The following is a 23669-nucleotide window of genomic DNA, read 5'->3' as shown; positions in this document are numbered from 1 at the left end:
AATGGAAGCACAGCATGTTGAGACAGAAGTGATCTTGACTAACCCAACGGGTCTGCATGCAAGGCCTGCATCGCTGTTGGTGCAGACGGCAGCGAAGTTCAAGAGCAATATTACTCTTGAGAAAGAAGGACGCAGTGTTAGTGCTAAGAGCATCATGGGAGTACTCTCTCTAGGTGCTGACAAGGGAAGTAGGATAAAAATCAGTGTAGAAGGTGAAGACGCTGAAGAAGCACTTAAAGCTCTATTGGACTTGATCCACGATAATTTTGGAGAAGTGGAATCATGACGCTAAAAGGTATACCGGGTGCACCCGGCATAGGTATTGGGACAGCACAAGTGTTGAAGAAAGAGTTGGATATACCGCGCTTTGCGTTGGAGGATTCAAAAGAGGAGCTAGATAGATTCTACAGGGCACTGGATCAGAGCAAGCAGCAAGTTTCTCAACTACTCGAGAGGGCAAGCAAAAACGGTAACAAAGATGTGGCAGATATTATGCAAGCCCATTTAATGATGCTTGATGATCCTGAGTTCTTGGCGAAGGTGAAAGAAAGTATTGAGAATGAGAAGTTGAATGCAGAATTCGCCGTTTGGTCCGTAGGGCAAGAGTACATTCAGTTTTTTGAACAAATGACCGACGAGTACCTCAAAGCTCGTGCTGCGGATCTAAAGGACATTACAGAGCGTATCATTAGGAACCTCACGGGCACTTTGTTAGACCTTTCTCAGCTTCCACAGAATACTGTTCTCGTTGCCAGGGACTTGGCCCCATCAGACACTGCTCAAATCGATCGAGAACACGTAGTTGGATTGGTCACTGATGAAGGTGGTCCCACTTCGCATGTGGCAATCATGGCTAGATCTTTTCAAATTCCTGCTGTGGTAGGCACAAAGAATGCTACTGGGGAGATAAAGAATGGTGACCTCCTCGTGGTTGATGGAAACGAAGGCATAGTTGAAGTTAACCCTGCAGAGGATTCGCTGAAAAACTACGAGCAAAAGCAGTTGCAATGGAAAAAAGAGCAGAGTGATCTGGGGGAATTGATTACTGTGCCAAGCGTGACCAAAGATGGCGCACAGGTTAAGCTGGAGGCTAACATTGGCAGACCTGAAGAAGTTGAGATAGCTTTGAAATTCGGTGCGGAAGGGGTCGGGCTTTTTAGAACGGAATTTCTTTTCATGGACCGAAACACGTTGCCGTCAGAAGAAGAACAATTTGAGGCCTATAAGAAGGCATTAGAGGGCATGCGGGGACAAGTGGTCACCATACGTACCCTTGACATTGGAGGAGATAAAGATTTACCTTATCTGGGCTTGCAAAGGGAAAACAACCCTTTCTTGGGTTGGAGAGCTATAAGATACTGTTTAGACCGCAGAGATGTACTTAAGACTCAACTAAGGGCCATCTTGCGAGCTAGTGCTTACGGTAAAGCTGCCGTTATGTTTCCCATGATCAGTTCAGTGGAAGAGGTAGTTAAAGCCAAGGAAGTTCTAGAGGAAGCAAAAGCTGAGCTTCGTGAAGAAGGCCAGCCTTTCGATGAGCATGTAAAGGTAGGCATTATGGTGGAAATTCCATCGGCCGCGGTAGCCGCTGACTTACTTGCACCAGAGGTGGACTTTTTTAGCATCGGTACAAACGATTTGACTCAGTACACTCTTGCTGTGGACCGGGATAACGAAAAAGTGCGAGAATACTATAACCCGCTTCACCCTGCAGTTCTTAGACTCATAAAGAGGGTTATTGATGTGGGAAACGCTTTTGGAAAAGAGGTTGCCATGTGCGGTGAGCTTGCAGGTGATGATAAAGCCACAGAAATACTTCTTGGCCTTGGATTACAAGTGTTTAGTATGACACCTTCAAGCATTCCCAGAGTGAAAAAGGTTGTTCTATCTACAAATAACGAAGAAGCTCAGGCAATTGCAAAAAAGGCGGCCGCTTTAGCATAGGCGGCCGCCTTTTTTCTTTCGAAATTTCCTACTGGATGACGTACCAGATTATAGGTACGTGCTGAATTATGTCTGTGTCAGAAGTGTCAGGCAGGATTCTAACAAAGTACTTCCAGCAAGGGTTACCAAGGTGTCGCAAGAAACCATCGGTGTAAAAGTAAGTAAAAGTGCTGTCACCTTCTGATACATATCTGCGCAGTTCAACGGTTCGTACTTTCTCTAGTTCTGTACCTTCTCTGCCTAAAAAAAGTTCAACTTTGACATCTTCAGGGGAAAGTTGCCCCAAATTAACGGTGACTCGTAAGCTTGCTCCGTTTTCTTCCACAGCAACGTTCTTTACTGAAACACCGTTCCACGCTTCAACGACTCTACTTTCCCAATTAACGTCGCGCTTAGCATTCTCAAAATCATTCTTGGAGAGACGTTCCGAATTGATAAAAGCTTTTACATATGTTTTGTCCATGTACTCCTTGACCATGCGATGTGTACTGAAGCGCGGAACAATGCTCTTAATACTCTCACGCATCATTGAAAGCCATTTGGTTCTGTTTTCATAATAGGTTGGGATTATTTGAGTTTCGAGTATGTTGTACAGGCTTTCTGAGTCCCTTTGATCATTCTCTTCGTGCTCAGGTTCCAAAGATTCATCTCCCACAACCCATCCGTTCTTGCCGTTGTAACCTTCTACCCACCATCCATCGTAAATACTAAGGTTTAAAACACCGTTTATGGCTGCTTTCATGCCACTGGTGCCACTAGCTTCTTGTGGACGTCGTGGCGTGTTGAGCCAAACGTCAACGCCTGATACCATGGCTCTGGCTAAAGAAATGTCGTAGTTTTCTAAGAAGAACACTTTGCCGGCGAATCCTGGTTCCTTTGTCATCCGAAGAACTTGGCTAAGAAATTCTTTGCCTGGCCCATCGTTTGGATGAGCTTTACCTGCAAATACCAGATAAACCGGTCGGCCTGGTGTGTTCAGGATTTTCTTGAGTCTTTCCAAATCACGGAAAATCAAAATGGCGCGTTTGTAAGTAGCAAAACGTCTGCCAAAACCTATTATGAGGCTATTTTCATCAATTTCGGGTAACGGATCACTCAGATTAAGGCGCTTGTTTCTACTCTGAATTTTCTCCTTCATGAGCGATATAAAGTTCTTTTTTGCTTTTAAATGCGCTTCCCACAAATCGGCGTCCGAAATACGTTCAACGCCGTACCACATGCCTTCTAAATCTGTGTGTTCACGCCATACCCTGCTGAGTGCACGGTCATAGATTCTGGAAAACTCTGAGCAAATCCATGTTAATGTATGGACTCCGTTCGTAATGCCCTCTATGGGTACTTCTTCCAACGTGTAACCTTTCCAAAGATTGCGGAACATTTCTCTGGACACACGTGCATGCAACTGACTCACACCATTGACGTAGGCGGAAGTGCGTATGGCCAAAACTGTCATGTTCAGCTCACCAGAATCTTCTGTTTCTTTGCCCAAACTTAGAAATTTATCCGCTGGCAAACCTTCAAAAAATGACCTAAAACGACCATAGATAAAGTCCACTGGAAACTTATCATGACCAGCTGGTACAGGTGTGTGGGTGGTAAAAACGGTACTTTCCTTGACCACTTCCAGTGATTCCTCAAAAGACAAGCCCTTCTGCATAAGGTCTTTTATGCGTTCAAAAGCTGCAAATGCTGGATGCCCTTCATTAAGATGAACTAATCCGGGTTCTATATTCAGCTCTTTGAGAAGTCTTATGCCCCCTACACCCAGCAGTATTTCTTGTGCAACTCGTATGTCCATACCCGGATTGTAGAGGTAATCACATATAAGCCTGTACTCAGGAGGAGTTTCTGGTGTATCTGGATCTAAAAGGTAAAGCTTAACGCGTCCTACGTCAGCTTGAAAAACTCTGGCTGTAATCATTTGGTCATCCAGAGGGACTTGGACTAATACAGGTTTGCCTTCTGCATCAAGCAAAGGTGTAATGGGTAAGTCTTCCGGACTGTATTGAGGAAACAATTCTTGTTGCGTAAGATCGGAGCTGATTTCTTGCACAAAATAACCGTGTTTGTACAGAAGCCCAACGGCAATTAGTGGTATTCCTAAATCGCTAGCAGACTTTAGGTGGTCGCCAGCAAGAATACCTAAGCCCCCTGAATAAATGGGCAGTGCTTCACTTATTCCATATTCCATGCACATGTAAACAAACTTTGTGTCCCAGTTGGGGTAATTAGCATTGAACCATGTGTTGCTCTCCTTCATGTAACTGTGGAATCTTTCTGTGACCAATTCATACAGGGACAAAAAGTCTTCGTCTTTTGAAAGCTCTTCAAGCCTTTCGCTGGGTGTTTCTAAAAGGAGCTTAACAGGGTTTTGGTAAGCCTTCCAGAGATCAGGGTCTATTTTGCTCCAAAGTTTCATGGCAGAACGTGACCACGTGTGCCAAAAGTTATATGCTACAGCTGCCAGGTCTTTAAGATTTTCTGGCAACTTTTTTTCAATGTTATCTTTTGTCGTAAGCACTAAAGCTACCTCCTTTTGCCTCTTAACTTCAAACTTATAACACTCTATTATAACCAAACAAAATCCAATCTAAGGCTTAGTCAATGCTTTCCCAAAAAACCTGCTTGCTAGGTTTTCTCTATTGGCTTATTTAGTACGGCTACTAACATCTTAACAAAGTACTCTTTGGTTAGGCTCCATTTAGCTAAGAACGATAAACTTTTACGTAGGGGAACTTCTTTGTAGTACACGCACCTGAATGGAGAACTTTTTATCCACTGGCGGAACTTTTTGATGGTCATCTTATTAATGTAGGAAATGTAAGGCTTTCCGGTATTATCAACGGAAAAACGTAGCTTAATCCGATCCTCAGCGTCGGGTAGTCCTTTGGCAAGGTCTTTATAAACATTTATGAGCGTTTGCTCGTCAAAAAACACGTGTACCCAAGGGACACCAATCAAGTCACTCAAATGTGCTCCGTAGGGATGGTAATAAGGTGGAGAATTCACATATAACATACCGCCAGGCTTTAAAACTCTATAACACTCTAGGAGAACGTTTTGAGGCTGTGACGCATGCTCCATGAAGTCGTTCATGATTATGGTGTCGAAGGTGTTCTCAGAAAAGGGCAAGGTTGCTGCATCCGCAATAACAAAGTGAAACTTGTCCTCAACACCTTTGCTCTTAGCGAGTCTCTCTGCCTGTTCTTTGTATTTTTCAACCTTGTCTACTCCGTAAATCTCTTTTACTCCGCAAGTGGCATAAAATACTGTTTTGCCTGCGGCTCCACACCCAATGTCCAGCACTGTTTTGTCTTTAAAAAGTTGGTCCAAGTCAGTAAAATCTAAAAAATATTGCAGAGTGCTTAAACCTTTTTCAAATTCCCAGTCGGCATAAGTTTTTACACCATCTTTTTGCAGGTTAAAAGGATGAACAGGTAGTGGAAACAGTTTGTTCATGCTTTTTAGTAATGCTTCTTTAAAGCTACCCATATCTTTTCGGAAACCTCATCATAGCCATTTTACCATTGTAGGAATCCCTAGTTGTGTCGATGTGCTTTATGAAGTACTGTGCATTAAGCACTTTTATATCTTCGGTGATATATAATGGGCTCATGAAAACAAGAATAACCCTATGGCTCCTAGTTTTTCTGTGTTTCGGAGTTTTGTTTCAGTGTGTTAGTGTTTTCTTGTTACCGAGCTCTGTAGCCGCTGTTACTTTTGAGCTTCCGGAGAGAACCTTCTCTATGGTTGTAGAAGAAGACGGCTCTGCTCTGGTAGAGGAAACTGTAACATGGCTATTAAAGGATCCTTTTAGATATGTTACTTGGCGTGTAGAATACCCAAGCGAGGTAGACATAGAAGATCTGCAAGTTGCTGTTTTGCAGGGGCCAAACCTAACACCTGAAATCAATTATGTCATGAATAGACACAATGTGGTCTCTCTGGAACTGTGGTTCGCACCAAGAAGTCCTAGTTCTAGTGGGCAGGGCGTGTATGTAAATGTTCCTAAAGAAGGACAGATTGTTCAAGTAAAATTCTCGTACTACCTCCGTAACATAATGATGGAATGCAATGATTTTTCGCAGTTATTTGTAAAGTTCATAGGCGAAGGTACTGCAGTGAAGACTGATAAACTGGTGGTAATGATTGCATTTCCATCAGTATTTGGTGAACCCTCCTCCGTATATGTGCATCCCTTGGGGTTAAAAAAGGAAGTTACTAAGGGATTGCAAAATGACAGGTACGTGTTCCACTACGTATTTGAGCAGGTACCTGCTAACACTTACGTGGAAGGTCGTTTTGTCTTTCCAAGACTGCTTGGCACAGGCACAAATTACAAGAACAGTGTTCTTTCTTTGGCAGACGTGGAGGAAATTGAAAGACAGTACACAAGTATTTACCAAAGGACTAAAATGCTTGGTTTGTTCTACCCCATACTGCTTTTTGTAATCTTCTTAGGTATCTACCTTTTATACGGCAGGGAACGAAAGATAAAGTATGATGCACTGTATGAACGTGATTTACCTACGCAAGACCCCCCAGAGCTTGTCAATGCAATTGTCAGTAGGGTTTGCAAGGAGCCTGATAATGATGGTTTTTCTGCTGCTGTGCTGGACATGGTGCGTAAAGGACATTTGTCGTTCATAGAAAAGTCGGGTGAAGTGGTAGGGCTGAAGCTAATAGACGATGATACAAGCCGCCCCTATCTTAGCGGAGCTTTGGAAGCTATCGCAAACAAAGAAGGAGAGATAATTTTTTCTCGTCTGGAGAAAACCTTTAAGAAGAAAAGCTTAGTAGACAAGTTTTGGGATAATCTAACGAAATGGGAGGAAAGCGTTACTGTCTTGGCGCAGAAACGTAAGTACTTCAATAGCACAGGAAACACCATAGCGAAAACGGTGGCAGTGGTAGGCGGCATAGCTCTGCCTATTATAATGCTTACTGCTTCGGCGAACACTGATTTTCCTCTAATGGATGCAAGAACCTTCATGATGGCAGGAATGGGTGTAAGCTTTATCATGGCGCTTATAGTACTTTTCATGAACCGAGCAGTGTTCTCTCATTGGACGGAAGAAGGATTGTTGTACGTTAAGCAGTGGCAAGCTTTACGGAAATACTTGACAGACTTCACTTTGCTTTCTCAGAACCCACCGCAGGCCTTGGCTATGTGGGACGAACTGCTGGTGTATGGTACGGCTTTGGGCGTTGCCAAACAGACCCTTAAAAACTTGCGTCAGCTCTATCCCACTGCGCCACCTGAAACTCCAGTAGCAGGGACTCTCTATGTTAGACCCTTCATCGTTGATAAGTTGAACGGGATGCCCACTACTGCACTTCTAAGTATGGGCGGTGGTAAGAGTGGAATTAGAGGAGGAGGCGGTTTTGGCTCTGGAGCTAGTGTGGGTGGGGGTGCCGGCGGAAGTTCTGTGGGAGCTGGTTAAACAGTTTCTTTCACGAGGCAGCACTGGGAAACTCCACGATTTTGTAAGTGACAGGGGATCACCTTAGTGTAGAATTCCCTTTATGGATTCTATTATCACGTTTCTCATCTTGCTTGTGTTGGGCTATTTGCTAAAAATAATAGGGTTTTTATCACAAGCGGACGCTGATACTTTAAGAAAGTTTGTATTCAACGTATGCCTTCCTTGTATGGCGTTTCAAGCCATGTACAGTAGCACGTTTAATAGCAGTTTCTTTCTTATTGCTGCGCTGGTTGGTTTGCTGCACATTGTGGGTTATGTGAGCTTTAGGTTGTCTAAAAAATCGCTTAAGGAGGTTGTTTTCGCTGGATGGGCTGGAAACACTGCCTTCATGGGTTACCCGGTAGTGGAGGGTCTATTTGGAGCAGAGGGACTTTCTCGTGCCGTGGTGTTTGACCAGAGTAATACTATAATGGTCATCCTGCTATGGCTGCAGAAAGGGATGAAAAGTGTTTTTAGTCCGCCTTTGGTAGGGGCTATGCTGGGACTACTACTGAAGTTTGTGAAGATTCCAACGCCATTCATGGATGTCATTTCGATGTTGGCAAAAACAACCTCACCGCTAGCTATGATCTATACGGGTTACATCTTGACGCTAGAATGGGATTACAGAGTAATACCAGCACTCTTGGTGAAATTCTTTATCTTACCAGCACTGGCTTGGGGATTTTCTTCACTTATGGGGCTACCACTCATTGATCAGAGCGTGGTGATACTACAGAGTAGCATGCCAACCATGGTGGTTTCCACCATTTATGGGGAACAAATGGGACTGGACACTAGTTTTATCTCCAAAGCTGTAGTGTTGAGCACGGTTTTGTACCCGCTATCTTTTGTCCTGTGGACAGGGTTGATTTAGGCTGTAACTTTTCAGTTGTCAGCGTGGTTAAAAGAATTACACTGTCTCTTTTTGTTAAGTTTTTGGCTGAGCTGTTAGAATAGTTTAATGAGGATTGCGTACTCATGTCATGGTGAATGGATATTTCAAAGAGCAGTGTTTCCAACCATGGCGTTATCAGTTGGTTTTTAAGAGTTGTTATTCTGTAGAAAGGGCTTGATACGAAATTCAGGTTTTGGTAGCATGCTTGAAGAATTTAAAGAAACGCTAACTAGTTGGAGTCATTATGTTTAGTAGCGCTTGGATCGCAAATTTGGTGCTTGATTTGTTACTCATCGTGGAAGGTACTGGCATGCCCGGGGTTCCCTTTCAGCCAGCATTTTTTGCCGTGGCGATGTTCATAACACAAGGGCAAGTTCCTTTTGTTCCGTGTTGGATTTTTGCCAGCCTTGCCAATCTTCTTGGAAACGTGCTTGGGTATCTAATAGGGAACAAACTTGGTGAGCCATTTGTGCTAAAGCTAAAATTCTTGCGACTAGAGCCAGAAGATATAGAGGATTTACGTAGCCTTGCTAACAAGTATGGACCATGGGTTGTAGTTATTTCAAGGTGGTTTGGTCCCATCAGAACACCAACCATATTGTTAGCTGGTACTTTGGGTATGAACTTACCTGTTTATACGCTGTTTTCTTCCATGGGAGCGTTTAGCTGGAATTTCGCTTGGCTTTGGGCGACTTGGCAGGGGTCAAAACTATTGCTTACCATTCTTGGCGCAAACGCTAGCCAGAATTGGCTCATCGCCATGCTGATTGGTTGGGGTCTGGCTTTTGCAAGTCTGACGGTGGTTATGGGAGCCTGGCACAGGTACAAGAACAACCGTGACTCATCTGAAGAAGATGTGAACGATAATGTTGATAACCACAGTGAGCAACACGCTAAGTAGTAAGAAACTGACTATGGGGGCATAAAAGACAAAGTTGTCTTTCTTGATATAAATGTCACCAGGAAGCCTGCCGAAGGGAATCCCCTTTATGTTAAGGGACGACAGTGCCCATAGAATTGCACCTAGAATCATTAGGCAGATGCCGAAGATGACTAAGGTTTTTCCGAGTTGGCTCATACCAGTCATCCCTCCTTAGCAGATGTACTCGGAATGAGTTGCTTTAGTACTTTGGTTATTGGGTAAGCAACAGTATAGGCAGCTATGGCTTTAAGAAGGTCCATTAACAGTAATGGGAGCATACCCCATAGGATGACCCTAAAAGGTGTGTTCGATATAAAGCTTAGCTGTAATACTCCTGCAGTATAGGTAATGCATAGCCCAACAGTAATACCTACCCAATATCCGTATGTATCAAATCTTTTGTGCATCCAGCTTATCAAGTACGCACAGAAAGGGAAAGACAGTAAGAAGCCGCCTGTTTTACCCATCAGAATACCAATCCCCGAACTCCCACCTGCAAAAACAGGTAAACCAAGAGCTCCTAGCAGGATGTACATTAGGACTGTCATCAGGCTTTGGCGTGGTGGCATTAGTACGGATAAGAAAAATATCGCAAATACCTGAAGTGTAAAGGGTACAGGAAAAACTGGTAGTGGCAAAGAGATTTGAGCAGCTACACACAAAAAAGCTGTACCTAGGGCTATGTGCGTCAGATCAGATGTTTTCATACGATAGCTCCCTCCGATTTTTCTCCGCTTAGCATTATATCAGTAGAAATTGAGTTTGATTTGTTGGGTTTTAAACTAAAATGAACTTGTACTACCTGTATTACCTAGAGAGTGGGGTGGTAGCATTGTTTACCTCAAGAACAGACGCCGCTCAAAAGTTGGCAGATATCCTTTCTGAGTACAAGAGCAGAGACGAAACCATTGTACTTGGCATATTACGTGGAGGTGCTGTGCTGGCGCACACGCTAAGCAGGTGCCTTGGTTTGCCGTGGGACGTGCTGGGCATAAAGAAGATAGGTGCTCCTTTTGATCCAGAATTGGCTGTCGGGGCTGTTGCGCCTGACGGAAGCATATACGTGGACCGGTGGATAAAAGAACATTATGGAGTCAGCGATGATTACATTGAGGGCACAAAGGCGAGGAAATTAGTCGAGCTGCGTGATCAACTAAATTACATTAGGGGCTCCTCCAGCTACGGGAACTTGAATAGTATGATTGTTATTGTCACAGACGATGGCGTGGCAACTGGCGCTACCATGAAAGCCGCGATTAGCTTTGTGAAGAACAACAATGCTCAAAAGATAGTGGTTGCCGTACCGGTTATCTCACCGGAAACCTTTGAAGAATTAAGAGGTCTTGCGGATGAGGTTAAGGCTCTGTTGATTCCAGAAGATTTCATGGCAGTGGGCCAATTTTATTTGAATTTTCAACAGGTTACTGATGACGAGGTCGCCAAGCTTTATCGCAGCATAAAAGGAGAGAATATTTCTTAAGTGCTAGGCGTTTGGAATGCAACCTGTGGAATATGGCTGATTATTCACGGCATATTGAATTATACTTAACTTGATGAACGTTTGTGCAAGGAGATCTTTTAAAAAAGTGTTCTTAGGAGGTCGGACAATTTGAAAAAGAGAGCTTTAGTAACGGGTGGGGCAGGGTTCATAGGTAGTCATTTAGTAAAGAGGCTTGTTGCAGAAGGAGCTGAAGTAGTCGTCATAGACGATTTATCCATGGGCGATGCATCAAAGGTGGATTCGGGAGCTCAACTCATAGCTTTAGATGTTAGAAGTTTGGAAGCTAGCCGTGTGATAAAGGATTTTAAGCCGGATGTAGTATTTCATCTGGCAGCTCAAATAAACCTTCGGAGAAGCCTTCAGCAGCCGTTGGAGGATGCTTCCATAAACATTTTGGGTAGCATAAATGTCATGCAGAGCTTAGTGGAAAGTGCTGAAGACATAAGCAAGGTCAAGTTTGTTTTTTCTTCCACTGGGGGTGCTATTTACGGCGATGTGGATATTTTGCCTACGCCAGAAACCGTTGAGCCTAATCCTTTATCGCCCTACGGTGTGGCTAAGTTTTCTGTGGAGAAGTACCTTTATTATTACCATGTGGTGCATGGTTTGCCCTACGTGGCCCTCCGTTACAGCAATGTGTATGGACCTGGGCAAAGTACGAAGGGTGAAGCTGGCGTAGTTGCAATTTTCTTAGAAAAAATGCTTGCTGGCGAAACCCCCGTAATTAACGGAGACGGAACTCAAACCAGAGATTTTGTGTTTGTTGAAGATGTGGTGGATGCTAACATAAAGGCAGCTTGTAGCGATGCAGTGGGTGTGTTTAACATTGGTACTGGCAGGGAAAGCAGTGTGCTAGACATATTTAGGCTTCTCAAGCAGTACGTGGGAAAAGACTTCCCAAAGGTTCATGGCCCTGCCATACCAGGCGAGCTACAAAGAAGTTGTTTGGACTACGGGAAAGCAAAAGATGTGCTTGGTTGGGAACCAAGGGTCGATTTAGAAGAAGGGCTTGAAATAACCGCTCAGGCTTTCGCTGAAGAACACAAGTAAAGATCGATTGCTTCTTGATTTTGGAGGAGGGATAGTTAGAAATGGTAGCATCTGAGAGGTTTCTTTTGTTTCACGGATTCACTGAGGAAGAACTTCACGTTTTAATAAAGACCTGCAAGACACTCTTTCCCGACAAAGATTTGGTTTTCGCTGTAACTACTGAGACGAACATGCAGTGGAAGGTTTCTGAGCTTATTGAAGAAGTACTTAAGGAACATGAATACATGAAACAGCAAAAGGGGGTGTGAGGTTTGGCTGGGACTGTATTGCTTATATTGGTAATTGCAGTAGTTGCCGTAGTGTTTGGTATGCAGAACACTACTCCACTCACAATAAGTTTTCTGTTTTGGAGTTTTCAGGGATCAGCAGCTCTGATTTTGGTTATTTCTATGCTCCTTGGTGTCATATTGGGTGTTCTGCTCGTCATGCCTAGTTTCAATGCTCGTGGGCGCACAGTGAAGAACCTGCGAGATGAGATAAAGCAGTTGCAGGACGAGAAATCAAAACTGCAGGAGGACCTGAATCTGACAAAGGACCTGCTAAAAACAGTTAGGCCTGAAACCAAAGCCAACAATGAGAACGAACAGAAAGGAGAAGGTCAACCAGAGTAAAGCGGTAGTTTATAATATTAAAGAAATGCTATTAACATTGAATTAAACTTCTTAGGAGGCTGATATGATCAGAAGACTACCCGGTCTGGTTGATAGTCATGTCCACGGAGCTGTTGGAAAGTCTGTTATGGATGGCATTGATGCCATTAAAGAAATAGGCGAATACCTTGCACTTAACGGTATATATGGCTGGTTTCCTACTACAAGAACCGCACCATGGGATGGCATCCTTGAAGCGGTAAACAGTATTGTAATTGCTTCGCGTCAGCAGTCAAGTGCTGAAGCTCGGATTCTGGGTGTTCATGTAGAAGGACCATTCCTGAACCCCGATTTTCATGGATCGCAACCAGTAGAATACATTATCAAGCCTTCACTTCAAAAGGCTGAAAAACTTGTGAAAGCAGCCCAAGGATTGCCACTCATTGTTACTTTGGCACCAGAAGCGCCAGGTGCAGCCGAGGTCATCGACTATCTAGTTAAGAATGGTGTTGTGGTCAGTTTGGGGCACACGGGTGCCACTTACGAACAGATGCAAAGAGCCATTTCCATTGGCGCCAACAGGGTTACTCATTTGTTCAACTCAATGAAGTTCTTTCACCATAGAGAACCTGGTCCAATTGGAACTGCGTTGTTTTCAGATGCTTATGTGGAACTTATCGTAGATGGTGTACATGTTCATCCTGCTACTGTGGGGCTTACTCTGAAGGCGAAAGGGCTTTCAAGAGTAGTTTTTGTGTCCAATGGTACAGAAGGGATGGGCTTGGAAGATGGGGTGTATGAGCTAGACGGACACGTGCTAAGAGTGGAAAAAGGAGCCGTCTATGAGGATAATACTCTAATGGGGAGCGCTACCAATCTAAAAGACGGTGTAATCAGCTTGTCCCGCAAGCTTAATATCCCGCTTGAGGACCTTTGGATAACGGCTAGTAGAGCACCCTTGGAAAGTGTAGGACTGGACATAGATTTACCTCTCTGCACTGTTTCTGATAGTTACTGAATGTGCTTTTGTTATTGGTCCAAGAGGACTGTACGTTTAGGAGGTGATAACTCGGTTGACTTGCCATGGTGATGAATATGCTGCCTTATCTCCTGTCTTCGACAGGATGAAGAAGGATATCGTATCGATGAACCCTAAACGCATTGGTGTTGTGGGCAGTAGTTTGCTGGTACAAAAGGTCGTTCCTAATGTAAATGGCTGTACCATCATACTCAATGAGAACGTCCTTAATATGAGTTCCTTGGATCTGTTATTAGTTGATCATATTTTGCCTACCGATACATGTATTGAATTAACGCCAAAGACAGCTAATAAATTGCTCAGGTTAGGTGGAGAGTTGTTGACTACGGATGTTTTGATGACCAGGTCAGTACCAGGAAATGTGAGAAAGTCTTTGGCTAGGATTGGCTTTACATATACTAGAAAGTCAAAATCACATTATTTGGTAGAAGAAATGGTAGAAGCCGGGTTTTCTTGCTTAAGAGCCGAAGACATAACAGATTTGGTGCGCAATTGGTGGGAGCAAAAAAGACAGGTTTGTTCTTCGCCTTTAGAAGAAAGTTCCTATGCTTATTTGCTAGACGATGACCGTTATAGTCTGGGGAAAGCTCTGTTCTACTTTTATGTGCACGCTGAGAAGACATATGATCTGGAAGAAGAACTCAACAGTTAGCGTTATACAAGTTAGTGGCGTATGAAGTTGTGCTCTATTATAAACAATGCGTTAAAATGAATGCATGGTGATGGGCACAATATCCGCTGAGCTTGATGGTGAACAGCTTTATATTACAGTTGATGATAGTAGTGTTTTTTTAGTCGATCCTGAACATGACGTGCGGGAAGAACCTTGGGGGTTTGCTATCGGACATAAATCTGCTATGGACATGTCTGTCTACAGATATGCACGGTATGTAGGGAAAAACCTAATTGTTTGCTTTGGGCCATGGAACGGGAATAGTTTTGAACTCTTTAATAGAACGTGGATAGGTGTTCAAGAAAACCAGCTCGTTGCTATTGAGGTTTTCTTCCACGAGGAAGGGAATTTTATTGTTGGCATTGTGCCTGTGGAGCTTAGTCCTGACAGGACTGGTATCATACAGCCTCTGGAGAGTTCTTTATCCATTTCCATGAATGCTGTTTACGAGATTAGGGCGAAATACATGTTGCCAAAGCTCATGAATACTGATCTTTACCTTAAATATGAGCGCTACCTATTGGAGGGTCTGAATCATGATTAGCTGGTGGAGGCGTCAGCGACTAAAAGTGACGCTTAGCCGAAGCAGCAGCCCAAATCTTTATAGAAGTTTTCTTGATCAACTTCTGCTTAGGAACAGTCAAAATCCAAATATTGTTGCTGCCTTCAATACAAACTTACGTTTTTACGATAATGCATTGGAATTTGCTCATTCGGTGGCTAGTTACATGACGGCAGCCCTGGATAAGGGCGCTGGTGTGATCCTTTTCCCTGAATACTTCGGAAACCTTTTAATGGGCATTGCTGGTGAGCCTATTGATCTGGATGACCCCAGCACCCTGGAGTTACTTAGCATGATTTCTCCAATTCTGTACTCCACCTATGTTGACATTTTTTCGCAGATCTCAGCCAAAACTGATGCTACGATTGTGGCTGGTACGTTAGCCTTTGTGGAGAATGGTAAGTTGGTAAACCGCACCTTTGTGTTCAGACGAGGGAATGTTATTTTAACTCAGGATAAAGCACATCTCATGCCTATGGAGGAGAAATGGGGTATGAGTAGAGGTTCTCGCTTAGGACTATTTGATTTAGGAACTCAAAAGGCTGGTGTTTTGGTGTGCATGGATGCTACTTACTATGAGCAATCACGCATACTAGAAAACATGGGGGCACGTTTGCTTTTAGTGCCTTCAGCAAACCCTGCACCGTTCTATTTAGGAGAACAAATCAGAGGTGCTTGGGCAAGGGCTCAGACTAGTCAGGTTTTCACGGTTCAATCTTTCTTAGTAGGGAAACTAGGGGACTACGTATTTGAAGGGAAAGCTGGGGTTTATGCTCCACATGATTACACAGAAGATTTAAGTGGCATCGTCGCTTTGAGTAAGAAATACAATCAAGAGGAACTTGTTACAGCTGTATTGGATTATGAACGCCTAAACCGGGTGCGACAGCCACGGGATTTTCGATTCCAGGCTGAGCTTAGCAAATTCTATCAGAGTAAGCTTCCGTTAGACCGTTTCTGACATTCTGGGCAAATGCCGAATACGGACACGGGGTTTTGAGTTAGTTTCCAATGGTAAATTTTGGCAGCCTTGATAAGTGGATTAATGTTGACTGCCACGACGTCCTGAACTTTTCCACATTCCATGCAGATAAGGTGCGCATGAGGTACTTCAGTACCGTCATATAGTGTCTCGGTTTGCGTTGGGATCTCCTGGATTACACCGATATCGGCCAAGTATCGAAGAACATTGTATACAGTGGCTAGTGTGATGTCTGGAATCGTCTCTCTTATAGCATTATAAATTTGTTGGGCGCTAAAATGCCCTTGATTACTTACTAGAAACTCGTACACAGCAAGCCTTGGCTTGGTAATACGGTCGCCGTTTCTTTTTATAATGTTTTTGAGATTTTCAATTTTATCTTCTATGGCATTCATGTATCATATGGTATCACAATTTAAGTCTAAAATAAATACTATGGTCACGAATTCAAGAAAGGTAAAAATCACTTGCGGCAATGACGAGTTTGTTGTAAAAGGCGTGGTTTTTGACAAAGATGGGGTTCTAACGGGAGGCTTTGACCTTTGGAAACAGATATTCTCTCTTTATATGAAAGTAGCCTCTCAGAAAGGTTTATGCGTTGAAAAGGTGGCAATTGACCTTTTTGGCGTCGATGAAGATCCTTCAATTGCACCGCTGTCTTTGTGCACTATGGAAGAGGCTAAGTGTTTACTAGCTGCAGCTATATGGCTCATGCACAAAATTGATTGGGCCACGTGCAGAAAACTGTCACAGGAAATTGTAGAAGAAGCGCAAAGGGTTATATCTCCAGAAATGGTTTATTCTCCTTTGCCAGGAGCCAAAGAACTTTTTACATTGTTAAGCCAGCATGTACCTGTGGCGATAGCAACCTCTGATTCAAGGTCAAATGTGGAAGAAATGTTTAAGTTTTGGCAAGTAGAGTTGCCGATCATAGTTTCAGCTGAAGATGTGAAGAGAGGTAAGCCGTTTCCAGACATGCTTCTAAAGGTCTCTAGTCTCATGGGAATACCCTGTGAGGATTTAGTGGTTTTCGGTGATAGCTTGGGTGATGTTCAGATGGCACACTCTGCAGGAGCTAAAGCAGTGGCTGTGGGCATACGTATTCCTGAGGCAGATTCATGGGTACAATCTCTTTTAGAAGTTAGCGTGGAGGTGCTGGAGTGAAAGGTAAACTACTTAATTACGATCCTGAGAAAGGGCTATTTCAAATTGAGGCTTGCATTTATGAAGGAGGCGGTGGGCAGCCTGCCGACCGAATAAAGGTAAAAGGGCCTGGTTTTTACATAGAAAGTGATGAGGCATTCAAGGAGAAGGGCGGTACTTTTTGGAAGGTTAGAAGCATATCAGGTGAAGTGCCAAAAACAGAAGTGGAAGTTGACGTAGTTATAGACGAGCTTTGGCGCTTAGAAGTGAGCCAGCAGCATACGGCACAGCATATTTTTTCGGCTTTGGCAGAGCAGCTTTACGGATGGCCCTCAGAGGGTTTTGCGATTTTTGACGATGAGTCAAAAATTGAACTTCTTGGTGCTGATGAGGATCCAGAAAAATACGCACAGCTAGAACGTCAGGTTAACGAAGTTATCTTAAGGCAAATCCCAGTACGTGTGTATGTAACTGAAGAAGTCGATGAAAAGCTTAGGAAACACACAGACTATGAACATCCTCGCATTGTGGAAATCGAGGGGATTGACAAGTGTGCCTGCGGCGGTACGCATGTTACCAATACTGGCTACGTTGGCGGTTTCGCCATACTAAAGGTGGAAAGGAAGAACACACGCTATGTCAGAGTGATTTTTGCTGCTGGAATCCGGTTAGCTCGCATAGCCAAGAATTACATAGAAAGGGAGCAGAAACTAAAGAATTTGCTTACCGGGGACGTTGAAGAGAGGGTATTCCAACTGCTCGAGCAGAAGAAACAGCTGGAACTCGAGAAAAAGAATCTGTTGGAACTTGTGAAAGTCCAAATCGCTCAAAGCGATGAAGTCTTTTGGAAAAACCTACCATTGGATATGCAAAGTATGAAGCAAATAGCTGCGTACTGTAATGAGAAGGATAAAGATATTGTGCTCGTGAACCAAGAAGGGTATTTCGCCATGGGAGGACCGAATGCTAACATGCACTTTGAGGCGTTCAGGGAGAAAGGTGCCAGTGGTGGTGGAAAAGGAGTAATAACGGGAAAGCTAACGAACAATGATAAATAGTATGCTTTTTAACCCCAAAAATGGGCGAAGAGGTCTGGGACGTTAAAACAATTTGGCAAGGTTATCAACTTTGTACACAACATCACTGCAATAGGTAGGAAAAGGTTAAAGTTTTCCTCAAAAAGAGGAACTTGGGGTATGTTTCTGTGAGACCAAATAGAAAGGGAAACACAGTTACAGTTTCGTCAAGATCTTAGTATGAGATAAGGAACGCAAATCGACAGGTGAGAATGTGGCTACGCTAGGGGCCTACGGCAGCAGCTACAAAGGGAAGGACAACAAATCAAGAATACCTGCTGGGTTGGATATGACAAATCCCTTTCCAAAGTCATCTACTTCAATTTTGGCGAGTCCAAGGTTTTCGATTCTCAGAATGGATGTTTTTTCGTAAGGAAGCTCCAATATATATCTGAGCATGGTGGTTATGGCAATGCCATGGCTCACAAGCAAGGCGTTCGTGTTCTTGGCGATGATTTCCTGCAACAGTGCACTGGTACGTTTCTCAACGTCTTGGTAACTTTCTCCTCCGGGTATGGGAACAGCATAAGGATTTGCCCACCATTTTGCCATAAAATCTGGCTCTTCCTTCATAAGTTCAGGAACCTTTCTTCCTTCCCACTCGCCGCAGTTTGCTTCAATAATTCTTTCATCTACTTCAAACGGGATGCCTGTTCTCTCATTGATCATTTCAGCAACAATCCTGGCTCTTTGTAAAGGACTGGTGTAGATAATGTCAATGGGTAATTTGCATAAGACTGGCAAAGCCTTTTCTAAGGCTTCTTTACCTTTCTTGCTAACCGGGATGTCCGTCCTACCTTGAAAACGCCATTCACCGTTCCAATCAGTTTCTGGATGTCTGAGTAAGAATATCTTCATGGGTAAATTATACCGAACCTCCGAGTGGTGTGGCACCTTTTACAGTGTTTGATGAGTGTCTCACACTTGCTGCAAAAGAGAAGCCACTTTAAGTTCAAGCGCAGGGTTTACTATGGTGTATGCAATGGCGTTTGCATCTACTTCCAGTTTTGCTAGCCCAAGATTCTCGATGTGAAGTACGCGGACATGCTCTTTAGGGATCTGGAGTACGAATCTGAGCATAGTAGTTATGGCAATGCCGTGACTAACTACTAAAGCGTTTTTCTCATCACTAATAATGTCTTTTAAGAAGGCACTAGTACGGTTTTCGACGTCTTGATAGCTTTCTCCTCCAGGGATCCTAAAATCGTAGGGGTTTGATTTCCACAAACTGAATAGTTCAGGTTCTTCAATTGCCAGAGTTTGAGCAACTTTTCCTTCCCACCTGCCACAGTTCACTTCCATAATGCGTGTATCTTCGAACATTGGCAGTCCTGTAGCGCGGCTCACTCTTTGTGCTACGATTTTTGCTCTCTTAAGGGGGCTACTGTAAATAACTTGCACTGGCAAGGTGGCAAGGAAGGGGAGGGTTCGCTCAAGTTGATCCATACCTGTCTCATTTATTGGTATATCTGTTTGTCCCTGGAATCGTCCTTGTTTGTTCCATTCGGTTTCGGGGTGTCTGAGTAAATATATCTGCATAGCCACATTGTATGACTGATTTCTATTTAAGGTTTAAAAGGAGTGTTAACTATAGGCTAACTTTCGTTTTCTGGTTCTAAATGTACGTAAACCCTATCCACATCCTGGACGTTGTGCAGAACTCTGTTAACAATTTCGTCGTTTATGCGGTGAGCTTCTGTTAGAGGCAAATCGCCTCTAACGTTCACGTGCATCTCAACCACTAGGCGAGGTCCAACATATTCAGTTACCAACTCGTGCACCCTAAGCACACCCGGTACTGAATTAGTTATATGAAGAATTTGCTCCACTACATCTTTGTCAGCTGACCCACCTGTGATGTACTTTATGTTTTCCAATATCAATCCTATGACTGCCTTAAATATCCATGCTGAAACCAATAAGCCAGCTATGGGATCTAACAGTGGGGAAACATAATATGAACCAAGGATACCCAGAAAAGCTGCTGACGAAGTCATGACATCGGTAAGGTTATCTTGTGCTGTGGCATGCAGTGCTGGACTTTGTGTTTTTTGTGATAACTGCAAGATGGCATAGTACATTACGCCTTTTGTGATGGCGGTCATCACTAAAACCAAAGTAGGTAAGCCTGGTTTGACAGCAATGCCCCCAGCTAACAGCTTCAAAATTGAAGTGGATGCTGCCTGGTAACCAGCAAAGGCCATGGAGAATGTGACTAAGAGTCCAACTAATGGTTCGAAACGGCTATGTCCTTGAGGATGGGAATGATCAGGTGGCTTCTGAGAGATCCACAGCCCAAATACCATTAGTAGCGAATAAACCACATCGGATGCAGAATTCGCAGTTTCTGCATACAGGGCGGCACTTCCTGTCAAGCTTGCTACTACCGCCTTTACGGCGACTAGCAGCAGGTTTCCAATTATAGTTATGTAGAAGGCTTTTACATACGATTTTCTAGTCTGCTCTGCAGGTTGATAATCTCGTACAGTTTTCACAGTCGTCTTTCAACTCCTAAAGGAATTCCAAGCGCTAAACAAATTAAGATTGTAACATATTTCTAGACAGCTTAGTAGCAATCATACTAAATGAAACTCTTTCAAATGTGTTTTATGAAGACAGATTGTCAATTAGAATAATGATAATACTTAGCTACCTTGTGAGGTATGGGTATGAAAATACTGGTAATGAGTGATGTGCACGGCAATCTTGAAGCCTTGCGCGCGGTTCTTGATAAGGAGTCTGACGCAGACGAGGTTATCTTTTTAGGGGATTTCGTGGACTATGGGCCGTCTCCGAACGAGGTAATAGATACTTTAAAGAATGTTACTTCCAAGGTTTTAATAGGAAATCACGATTATGCTGCAGTATACGGCGTCAGTTGTCAGTGTGGTCTGATGTTCTATGAATTAAGCGTGGAAACGCGCATGAATTACACAGTCAAAACACTGACTGAAGAGAACAAGCAGTACTTGAAAAGCCTTAGGGCAATGGAATCTTGGACAGTCGGCAAGTACAAACTTTTGGCTACTCATGCAGCACCCTCTGATCCACTTTACAAGTATTTGAGGGCTTGTGATAAAGGTAGCTTCGAAGGAGAGGCTGAAGCTGCTAGGAACGTAAATCCTCACAGCTTGGTCAACCTTTTCTCCACTGATGAGAAAAACGAGTACGATTTTGTTTTGGTAGGGCATAGCCATGAACAGTTTTTTGTTAACGTTGATGGGCTGCTATTTCTTAATCCGGGTTCGGTTGGACAACCTCGTGATTACATTCCCATGGCATCTTATGCGGTTATAGAAAATGGTTCCGTGTCTCTTAGACGTTTGGACTATGACAGGGTTTCCACTGCAGAAAAGATCGGCAGAATGCCCATAAGTGAGGAAAGCAAGCGGAAGCTAAAAACCGTGATCTTGACAGGCGGTCCAGATTGGGACGTGCGAGAAGAGAGTTCTTGAGTTATGTCAAAACCTTTAAGAGAGCCTCTCTTCAAAACCACGTCTTTCGTTTTCCACTCCTTCCGAGAAATGCAGGCAGCACTTTACGGTGACTCGAAAGATTATTTCTACGTTCGAGATGGTCACCCTACCCTGGAAGCATTGGAGCAGGTTCTACTAAGCTGTGAACCAGCAGATTTTGCGTGGGTTTTCTCTAGTGGCATGTCGGCCATAAGTACTGGACTTTTGGCTTTGCTTAGCCAAGGAGACCACGTGGTTGTCCAAAAGGAAATCTATGGCCCTACGCGCCTATTGTTTGAAGAGTATTTGCCGAGTTTTGGTGTTTCATGCACATTCACGGACGTTAATGATGTGGACGCTCTCGAGGAGTCAATCACTCCAGATACAGAACTTATTTACTTAGAAATGCCTGCACCCTTTACGCTTACCTGCCCTCCCTTGGAGCAGATTAAGGGCTTAGCAGATAAGTATCAGGTTAGCGTTATGGTAGACAACAGTGCTGGGTTTGGTTATGAGAAAATTACCCCATTTGCTGATTTAGTTGCTATTTCATTGAGTAAATACCCGGCAGGGGATAGTGGGATCCTTGGTGGCGCTCTCCTGGGCAGTGAAGGATGGAAAGAGCCTGTGGAAATGGCACGTAGCACTTTAGGGGGTATCATGATGCCTTGGGATGCCAACGCCCTCATCGGGGAAATGGAAAGTATGCGCCAACGGTTGGAGGTAATTAGATCTAATGTTTACCAGCTGCAAAGCATGCTTAGTGCACACCCAATGGTGAAAGAAGTTTACTACCCACGGGACACTAATGGGAAGTCCGTTAAAATGGGCGGGTTTGTCACCCTGGAATTAAACATAAGTCTCTTGGATATAGCGCGTTTCATCGATAACCTAAGTTTGTTCCAAAAAGGCGTATTCTGGGGCGGAAGTATTCCTGTGGTCACTCCTCTTTTGGCATCCTACAGGGTGGAAGTACTTGAAAGCTGGGGACTTAATCCCGGTTTGATCCGTTTTTACGTGGGCATGGAGTCCCCAGATCGCCTTTATGCTGATATAGTTAGTGCTTTAGGATCTCTATGATGAGGTTTTTTGTTGCTGCTTTGTTCCTGGTTTGACTAGAGGTATACCAGCTTTGCACAAAGGGCAGTTCTCTGGCTCATAGAGGGGTAGATCCAAGAATATAAGACTGTCATGTGGAACGGGCAGGGCTATTTCTTTCTGACGCTGAACTACGGCTAGTGCATAATCAACGAGGCCACCCATGTTTTCTACCAAGTTTATGAGCTCCAAGGTAGAACCGCCCGTGGTGAACACATCTTCTACTGTGAGGTAATGCCCGTTTTGTTGTATTTCGAACCCTCTTCTGAAGGTGAGCTTTCCGTCTTCCCTCTCGGCAAAGAGGAAGGGTTTATCTAGCTGCCTTGCTACTTCGTAGCCAATGATTACTGCACCTAGCGCAGGCGAAACTACGCCTGCAATGTTCTTTATGTCGCACTGCTCTTGCGCTTTACCAATAAGTTCTTTGGCTATGAACGCGGTGTCTTCAGGATAAACAAAAGCCCTTTGACACTGTACATAAACGTCAGAATGTTTGCCACTGGCAAGTAAAAAGTGCCCATGTAAAATAGCTCCACGTTTCTCAAGAATTTCCAAGACTCTCATGGGAGTTGTTCCCACCTTTCTTGCAGAGTTCTTATAGCCTCTTGAGGATTTTGGGCTTCGGTTAAGGCCCTACCAATAATGATGAAATCAGATACTTTTACAGCTTCTTGCAAAGTACCGGTACGTTTCTGGTCATGAGGTGAAAGCTGGTCAAAGCGTATACCTGGCGTGACTGTGAGAAATTCTTCGCCTAGTTTTTGTTTTATCCGTGGAGCCTCTTTTGTGGAACAAACAACACCGTCTAAGCCTGCGTTTTTAACAATGTGAGCCAAGGTCATTACAGTTTGCTCTATATTGGTAAGTCCAAGCATTTGCAGATCTTCTTCAGATAAGCTAGTGAGCAGGGTAACACCAATAGCTTTAATGGGTTTTTTGTAAAGATCGGCCATCTCCATTAAGGCTTCTTTGAAAGCTGACAAAGTATCTCTACCGCTAAGTGCATGAACGTTTATCATGTCGATGGGATAGCGAGATAGTAGGGCTTTTGTGGCCTTGTAAACGGTGTTAGGAATATCTGAGAGCTTAAGATCCAGAAAAATGTGTTTGCCGCGCTCAAACAGTTTAGCGATGGTGTAGTCACCCTGAGCGTAGAAGGCCTCCATGCCGACTTTGTACCAGTCGAATAAGTGCTGTGTTTGCTCTATCCAGTAGTCAATGCACTCTCTTTTTTGAAAATCCAATGCCAGTACCAAATTGGGTTTCATATG

The 23669-nt window shown here is 43.8% G+C and carries 27 protein-coding genes; 17 read left to right on the top strand and 10 right to left on the bottom strand.

Features of this window, described 5'->3' with window-relative positions:
• The first annotated feature begins 1 nt into the window (after window position 1).
• On the top strand, window positions 2-286 hold the full coding sequence (locus tag COPRO5265_RS06355) for an HPr family phosphocarrier protein (protein WP_012544706.1): 285 nt from the start codon (window positions 2-4) through the stop codon (window positions 284-286).
• Window positions 283-1944 carry a phosphoenolpyruvate--protein phosphotransferase gene (gene ptsP, locus COPRO5265_RS06350; protein WP_012544444.1) on the top strand — a complete coding sequence of 554 codons (1662 nt, stop codon included), beginning with the start codon at window positions 283-285 and terminating at the stop codon, window positions 1942-1944. The genes COPRO5265_RS06355 and ptsP overlap by 4 nt, the downstream gene beginning before the upstream one ends.
• A gap of 28 nt (window positions 1945-1972) precedes the next feature.
• Here ptsP and malP read toward each other — a convergent pair whose 3' ends face one another.
• Window positions 1973-4465 carry a maltodextrin phosphorylase gene (gene malP, locus COPRO5265_RS06345; RefSeq protein WP_012544521.1) on the bottom strand — a complete coding sequence of 831 codons (2493 nt, stop codon included), beginning with the start codon at window positions 4463-4465 and terminating at the stop codon, window positions 1973-1975.
• 107 nt (window positions 4466-4572) lie between these two features.
• Window positions 4573-5436, bottom strand: a complete 864-nt coding sequence (locus COPRO5265_RS06340) for a class I SAM-dependent methyltransferase (RefSeq protein ID WP_012543476.1) — start codon at window positions 5434-5436, stop codon at window positions 4573-4575.
• A gap of 122 nt (window positions 5437-5558) precedes the next feature.
• Here COPRO5265_RS06340 and COPRO5265_RS06335 point away from each other — a divergent pair, with 122 nt between their 5' ends.
• The 3 genes from COPRO5265_RS06335 (at window position 5559) to COPRO5265_RS06325 (ending at window position 9208) form a co-directional block, all read left to right on the top strand.
• Window positions 5559-7388 carry a DUF2207 domain-containing protein gene (locus COPRO5265_RS06335; protein WP_158300396.1) on the top strand — a complete coding sequence of 610 codons (1830 nt, stop codon included), beginning with the start codon at window positions 5559-5561 and terminating at the stop codon, window positions 7386-7388.
• A gap of 82 nt (window positions 7389-7470) precedes the next feature.
• Window positions 7471-8286 (top strand): AEC family transporter, encoded by an 816-nt coding sequence (locus COPRO5265_RS06330; RefSeq protein ID WP_012544095.1) that lies wholly within the window; start codon window positions 7471-7473, stop codon window positions 8284-8286.
• 265 nt (window positions 8287-8551) lie between these two features.
• Window positions 8552-9208 (top strand): DedA family protein, encoded by a 657-nt coding sequence (locus COPRO5265_RS06325; RefSeq protein ID WP_012543934.1) that lies wholly within the window; start codon window positions 8552-8554, stop codon window positions 9206-9208.
• On the opposite strand, the gene COPRO5265_RS07695 is transcribed toward COPRO5265_RS06325, so the two are convergent.
• Together COPRO5265_RS07695 and COPRO5265_RS06320 are read right to left on the bottom strand one after the other, a co-directional pair.
• Window positions 9149-9340, bottom strand: coding sequence for a DUF2905 family protein (locus COPRO5265_RS07695; protein WP_407636608.1), 192 nt, complete (start codon window positions 9338-9340; stop codon window positions 9149-9151). The two genes, COPRO5265_RS06325 and COPRO5265_RS07695, sit on opposite strands and share 60 nt — an antisense overlap.
• Window positions 9341-9390: 50 nt before the next feature.
• Window positions 9391-9936 (bottom strand): biotin transporter BioY, encoded by a 546-nt coding sequence (locus COPRO5265_RS06320; protein ID WP_012543921.1) that lies wholly within the window; start codon window positions 9934-9936, stop codon window positions 9391-9393.
• Between the two features lie 80 nt (window positions 9937-10016).
• On the opposite strand from COPRO5265_RS06320, the gene COPRO5265_RS06315 reads away from it, so the two are divergent.
• From COPRO5265_RS06315 to COPRO5265_RS06280, 8 genes are all read left to right on the top strand, one after another.
• Window positions 10017-10709, top strand: a complete 693-nt coding sequence (locus COPRO5265_RS06315) for a phosphoribosyltransferase (protein ID WP_012544758.1) — start codon at window positions 10017-10019, stop codon at window positions 10707-10709.
• Window positions 10710-10838: 129 nt separating this feature from the next.
• Window positions 10839-11780 carry an NAD-dependent epimerase/dehydratase family protein gene (locus COPRO5265_RS06310; RefSeq protein ID WP_012544119.1) on the top strand — a complete coding sequence of 314 codons (942 nt, stop codon included), beginning with the start codon at window positions 10839-10841 and terminating at the stop codon, window positions 11778-11780.
• A gap of 41 nt (window positions 11781-11821) precedes the next feature.
• The gene (locus tag COPRO5265_RS06305; protein ID WP_012543528.1) at window positions 11822-12028 is read left to right on the top strand and encodes a DUF3783 domain-containing protein; all 207 of its coding nucleotides are present in this window, start codon (window positions 11822-11824) and stop codon (window positions 12026-12028) included.
• Between the two features lie 3 nt (window positions 12029-12031).
• Entirely contained in the window at window positions 12032-12391 is a 360-nt protein-coding gene (locus COPRO5265_RS06300; protein ID WP_107689501.1) for a LapA family protein, read from the top strand.
• Window positions 12392-12455: 64 nt separating this feature from the next.
• Window positions 12456-13388: an N-acetylglucosamine-6-phosphate deacetylase gene (gene nagA / locus COPRO5265_RS06295; RefSeq protein WP_012544420.1), complete on the top strand. Its 933-nt coding sequence runs from the start codon at window positions 12456-12458 to the stop codon at window positions 13386-13388.
• Window positions 13389-13443: 55 nt separating this feature from the next.
• Window positions 13444-14061, top strand: a complete 618-nt coding sequence (locus tag COPRO5265_RS06290) for a hypothetical protein (protein ID WP_041735805.1) — start codon at window positions 13444-13446, stop codon at window positions 14059-14061.
• Window positions 14062-14125: 64 nt separating this feature from the next.
• Window positions 14126-14626 carry a hypothetical protein gene (locus tag COPRO5265_RS06285; RefSeq protein WP_236608199.1) on the top strand — a complete coding sequence of 167 codons (501 nt, stop codon included), beginning with the start codon at window positions 14126-14128 and terminating at the stop codon, window positions 14624-14626.
• Complete coding sequence (locus tag COPRO5265_RS06280; protein ID WP_012543675.1) at window positions 14619-15605, top strand: carbon-nitrogen hydrolase family protein; 987 nt, start codon at window positions 14619-14621, stop codon at window positions 15603-15605. The genes COPRO5265_RS06285 and COPRO5265_RS06280 overlap by 8 nt, the downstream gene beginning before the upstream one ends.
• Here COPRO5265_RS06280 and COPRO5265_RS07495 read toward each other — a convergent pair.
• Window positions 15575-16021, bottom strand: coding sequence for a Fur family transcriptional regulator (locus COPRO5265_RS07495; RefSeq protein WP_083760233.1), 447 nt, complete (start codon window positions 16019-16021; stop codon window positions 15575-15577). The genes COPRO5265_RS06280 and COPRO5265_RS07495 overlap by 31 nt on opposite strands.
• 40 nt (window positions 16022-16061) lie before the next feature.
• On the opposite strand from COPRO5265_RS07495, the gene COPRO5265_RS06275 reads away from it, so the two are divergent.
• Both COPRO5265_RS06275 and COPRO5265_RS06270 read left to right on the top strand, forming a co-directional pair.
• A complete protein-coding gene (locus COPRO5265_RS06275; RefSeq protein WP_143708127.1) occupies window positions 16062-16790 on the top strand; it encodes an HAD family hydrolase in 729 nt (242 codons plus the stop codon).
• Window positions 16787-17827, top strand: a complete 1041-nt coding sequence (locus COPRO5265_RS06270; RefSeq protein WP_012543499.1) for an alanyl-tRNA editing protein — start codon at window positions 16787-16789, stop codon at window positions 17825-17827. Before COPRO5265_RS06275 ends, COPRO5265_RS06270 begins: the two co-directional genes overlap by 4 nt.
• Before the next feature lie 261 nt (window positions 17828-18088).
• Here COPRO5265_RS06270 and COPRO5265_RS06265 read toward each other — a convergent pair whose 3' ends face one another.
• The 3 genes from COPRO5265_RS06265 to COPRO5265_RS06255 are packed head-to-tail and all read right to left on the bottom strand — an operon-like array spanning window position 18089 to window position 20340.
• Window positions 18089-18703, bottom strand: a complete 615-nt coding sequence (locus COPRO5265_RS06265) for a histidine phosphatase family protein (protein ID WP_012543828.1) — start codon at window positions 18701-18703, stop codon at window positions 18089-18091.
• Between the two features lie 60 nt (window positions 18704-18763).
• Window positions 18764-19384, bottom strand: a complete 621-nt coding sequence (locus COPRO5265_RS06260) for a histidine phosphatase family protein (protein WP_041735803.1) — start codon at window positions 19382-19384, stop codon at window positions 18764-18766.
• A 56-nt stretch (window positions 19385-19440) separates the two neighbouring features.
• A complete protein-coding gene (locus COPRO5265_RS06255; RefSeq protein ID WP_012543620.1) occupies window positions 19441-20340 on the bottom strand; it encodes a cation diffusion facilitator family transporter in 900 nt (299 codons plus the stop codon).
• Window positions 20341-20514: 174 nt separating this feature from the next.
• On the opposite strand from COPRO5265_RS06255, the gene COPRO5265_RS06250 reads away from it, so the two are divergent.
• Both COPRO5265_RS06250 and COPRO5265_RS06245 read left to right on the top strand, forming a co-directional pair.
• Window positions 20515-21300: a metallophosphoesterase family protein gene (locus tag COPRO5265_RS06250; RefSeq protein WP_012544607.1), complete on the top strand. Its 786-nt coding sequence runs from the start codon at window positions 20515-20517 to the stop codon at window positions 21298-21300.
• Window positions 21301-21303: 3 nt separating this feature from the next.
• Window positions 21304-22380, top strand: coding sequence for a trans-sulfuration enzyme family protein (locus COPRO5265_RS06245; protein ID WP_012543457.1), 1077 nt, complete (start codon window positions 21304-21306; stop codon window positions 22378-22380).
• Here the strand turns inward: COPRO5265_RS06245 and pyrE are convergent.
• On the bottom strand, window positions 22375-22962 hold the full coding sequence (gene pyrE / locus COPRO5265_RS06240; RefSeq protein ID WP_012544302.1) for an orotate phosphoribosyltransferase: 588 nt from the start codon (window positions 22960-22962) through the stop codon (window positions 22375-22377). The two genes, COPRO5265_RS06245 and pyrE, sit on opposite strands and share 6 nt — an antisense overlap.
• Window positions 22959-23666, bottom strand: coding sequence for an orotidine-5'-phosphate decarboxylase (pyrF, locus tag COPRO5265_RS06235; RefSeq protein ID WP_012543627.1), 708 nt, complete (start codon window positions 23664-23666; stop codon window positions 22959-22961). The genes pyrE and pyrF overlap by 4 nt, the downstream gene beginning before the upstream one ends.
• Between the last annotated feature and the right edge of the window lie 3 nt (window positions 23667-23669).

It is taken from the genome of Coprothermobacter proteolyticus DSM 5265, from assembly GCF_000020945.1.
Taxonomy (GTDB): domain Bacteria; phylum Coprothermobacterota; class Coprothermobacteria; order Coprothermobacterales; family Coprothermobacteraceae; genus Coprothermobacter; species Coprothermobacter proteolyticus.
This window is presented reverse-complemented; position numbering and strand designations above follow the sequence as displayed.

What these genes read in the sequence shown, in the direction of transcription:
- COPRO5265_RS06340 (WP_012543476.1), bottom strand. Translation starts at nt 5,436, where the DNA reads ATGGGTAGCTTTAAAGAAGCATTACTAAAAAGCATGAACAAACTGTTT.
- COPRO5265_RS06245 (WP_012543457.1), top strand. Translation starts at nt 21,304, where the DNA reads ATGTCAAAACCTTTAAGAGAGCCTCTCTTCAAAACCACGTCTTTCGTT.
- COPRO5265_RS06325 (WP_012543934.1), top strand. Translation starts at nt 8,552, where the DNA reads ATGTTTAGTAGCGCTTGGATCGCAAATTTGGTGCTTGATTTGTTACTC.
- COPRO5265_RS06355 (WP_012544706.1), top strand. Translation starts at nt 2, where the DNA reads ATGGAAGCACAGCATGTTGAGACAGAAGTGATCTTGACTAACCCAACG.
- COPRO5265_RS07695 (WP_407636608.1), bottom strand. Translation starts at nt 9,340, where the DNA reads ATGATTCTAGGTGCAATTCTATGGGCACTGTCGTCCCTTAACATAAAG.
- COPRO5265_RS07495 (WP_083760233.1), bottom strand. Translation starts at nt 16,021, where the DNA reads ATGAATGCCATAGAAGATAAAATTGAAAATCTCAAAAACATTATAAAA.
- pyrF (WP_012543627.1), bottom strand. Translation starts at nt 23,666, where the DNA reads ATGAAACCCAATTTGGTACTGGCATTGGATTTTCAAAAAAGAGAGTGC.
- COPRO5265_RS06320 (WP_012543921.1), bottom strand. Translation starts at nt 9,936, where the DNA reads ATGAAAACATCTGATCTGACGCACATAGCCCTAGGTACAGCTTTTTTG.
- COPRO5265_RS06250 (WP_012544607.1), top strand. Translation starts at nt 20,515, where the DNA reads ATGAAAATACTGGTAATGAGTGATGTGCACGGCAATCTTGAAGCCTTG.
- COPRO5265_RS06330 (WP_012544095.1), top strand. Translation starts at nt 7,471, where the DNA reads ATGGATTCTATTATCACGTTTCTCATCTTGCTTGTGTTGGGCTATTTG.
- COPRO5265_RS06280 (WP_012543675.1), top strand. Translation starts at nt 14,619, where the DNA reads ATGATTAGCTGGTGGAGGCGTCAGCGACTAAAAGTGACGCTTAGCCGA.
- COPRO5265_RS06335 (WP_158300396.1), top strand. Translation starts at nt 5,559, where the DNA reads ATGAAAACAAGAATAACCCTATGGCTCCTAGTTTTTCTGTGTTTCGGA.
- COPRO5265_RS06260 (WP_041735803.1), bottom strand. Translation starts at nt 19,384, where the DNA reads ATGCAGATATATTTACTCAGACACCCCGAAACCGAATGGAACAAACAA.
- pyrE (WP_012544302.1), bottom strand. Translation starts at nt 22,962, where the DNA reads ATGAGAGTCTTGGAAATTCTTGAGAAACGTGGAGCTATTTTACATGGG.
- COPRO5265_RS06275 (WP_143708127.1), top strand. Translation starts at nt 16,062, where the DNA reads ATGGTCACGAATTCAAGAAAGGTAAAAATCACTTGCGGCAATGACGAG.
- COPRO5265_RS06265 (WP_012543828.1), bottom strand. Translation starts at nt 18,703, where the DNA reads ATGAAGATATTCTTACTCAGACATCCAGAAACTGATTGGAACGGTGAA.
- COPRO5265_RS06315 (WP_012544758.1), top strand. Translation starts at nt 10,017, where the DNA reads ATGAACTTGTACTACCTGTATTACCTAGAGAGTGGGGTGGTAGCATTG.
- COPRO5265_RS06285 (WP_236608199.1), top strand. Translation starts at nt 14,126, where the DNA reads ATGGTGATGGGCACAATATCCGCTGAGCTTGATGGTGAACAGCTTTAT.
- COPRO5265_RS06305 (WP_012543528.1), top strand. Translation starts at nt 11,822, where the DNA reads ATGGTAGCATCTGAGAGGTTTCTTTTGTTTCACGGATTCACTGAGGAA.
- nagA (WP_012544420.1), top strand. Translation starts at nt 12,456, where the DNA reads ATGATCAGAAGACTACCCGGTCTGGTTGATAGTCATGTCCACGGAGCT.
- ptsP (WP_012544444.1), top strand. Translation starts at nt 283, where the DNA reads ATGACGCTAAAAGGTATACCGGGTGCACCCGGCATAGGTATTGGGACA.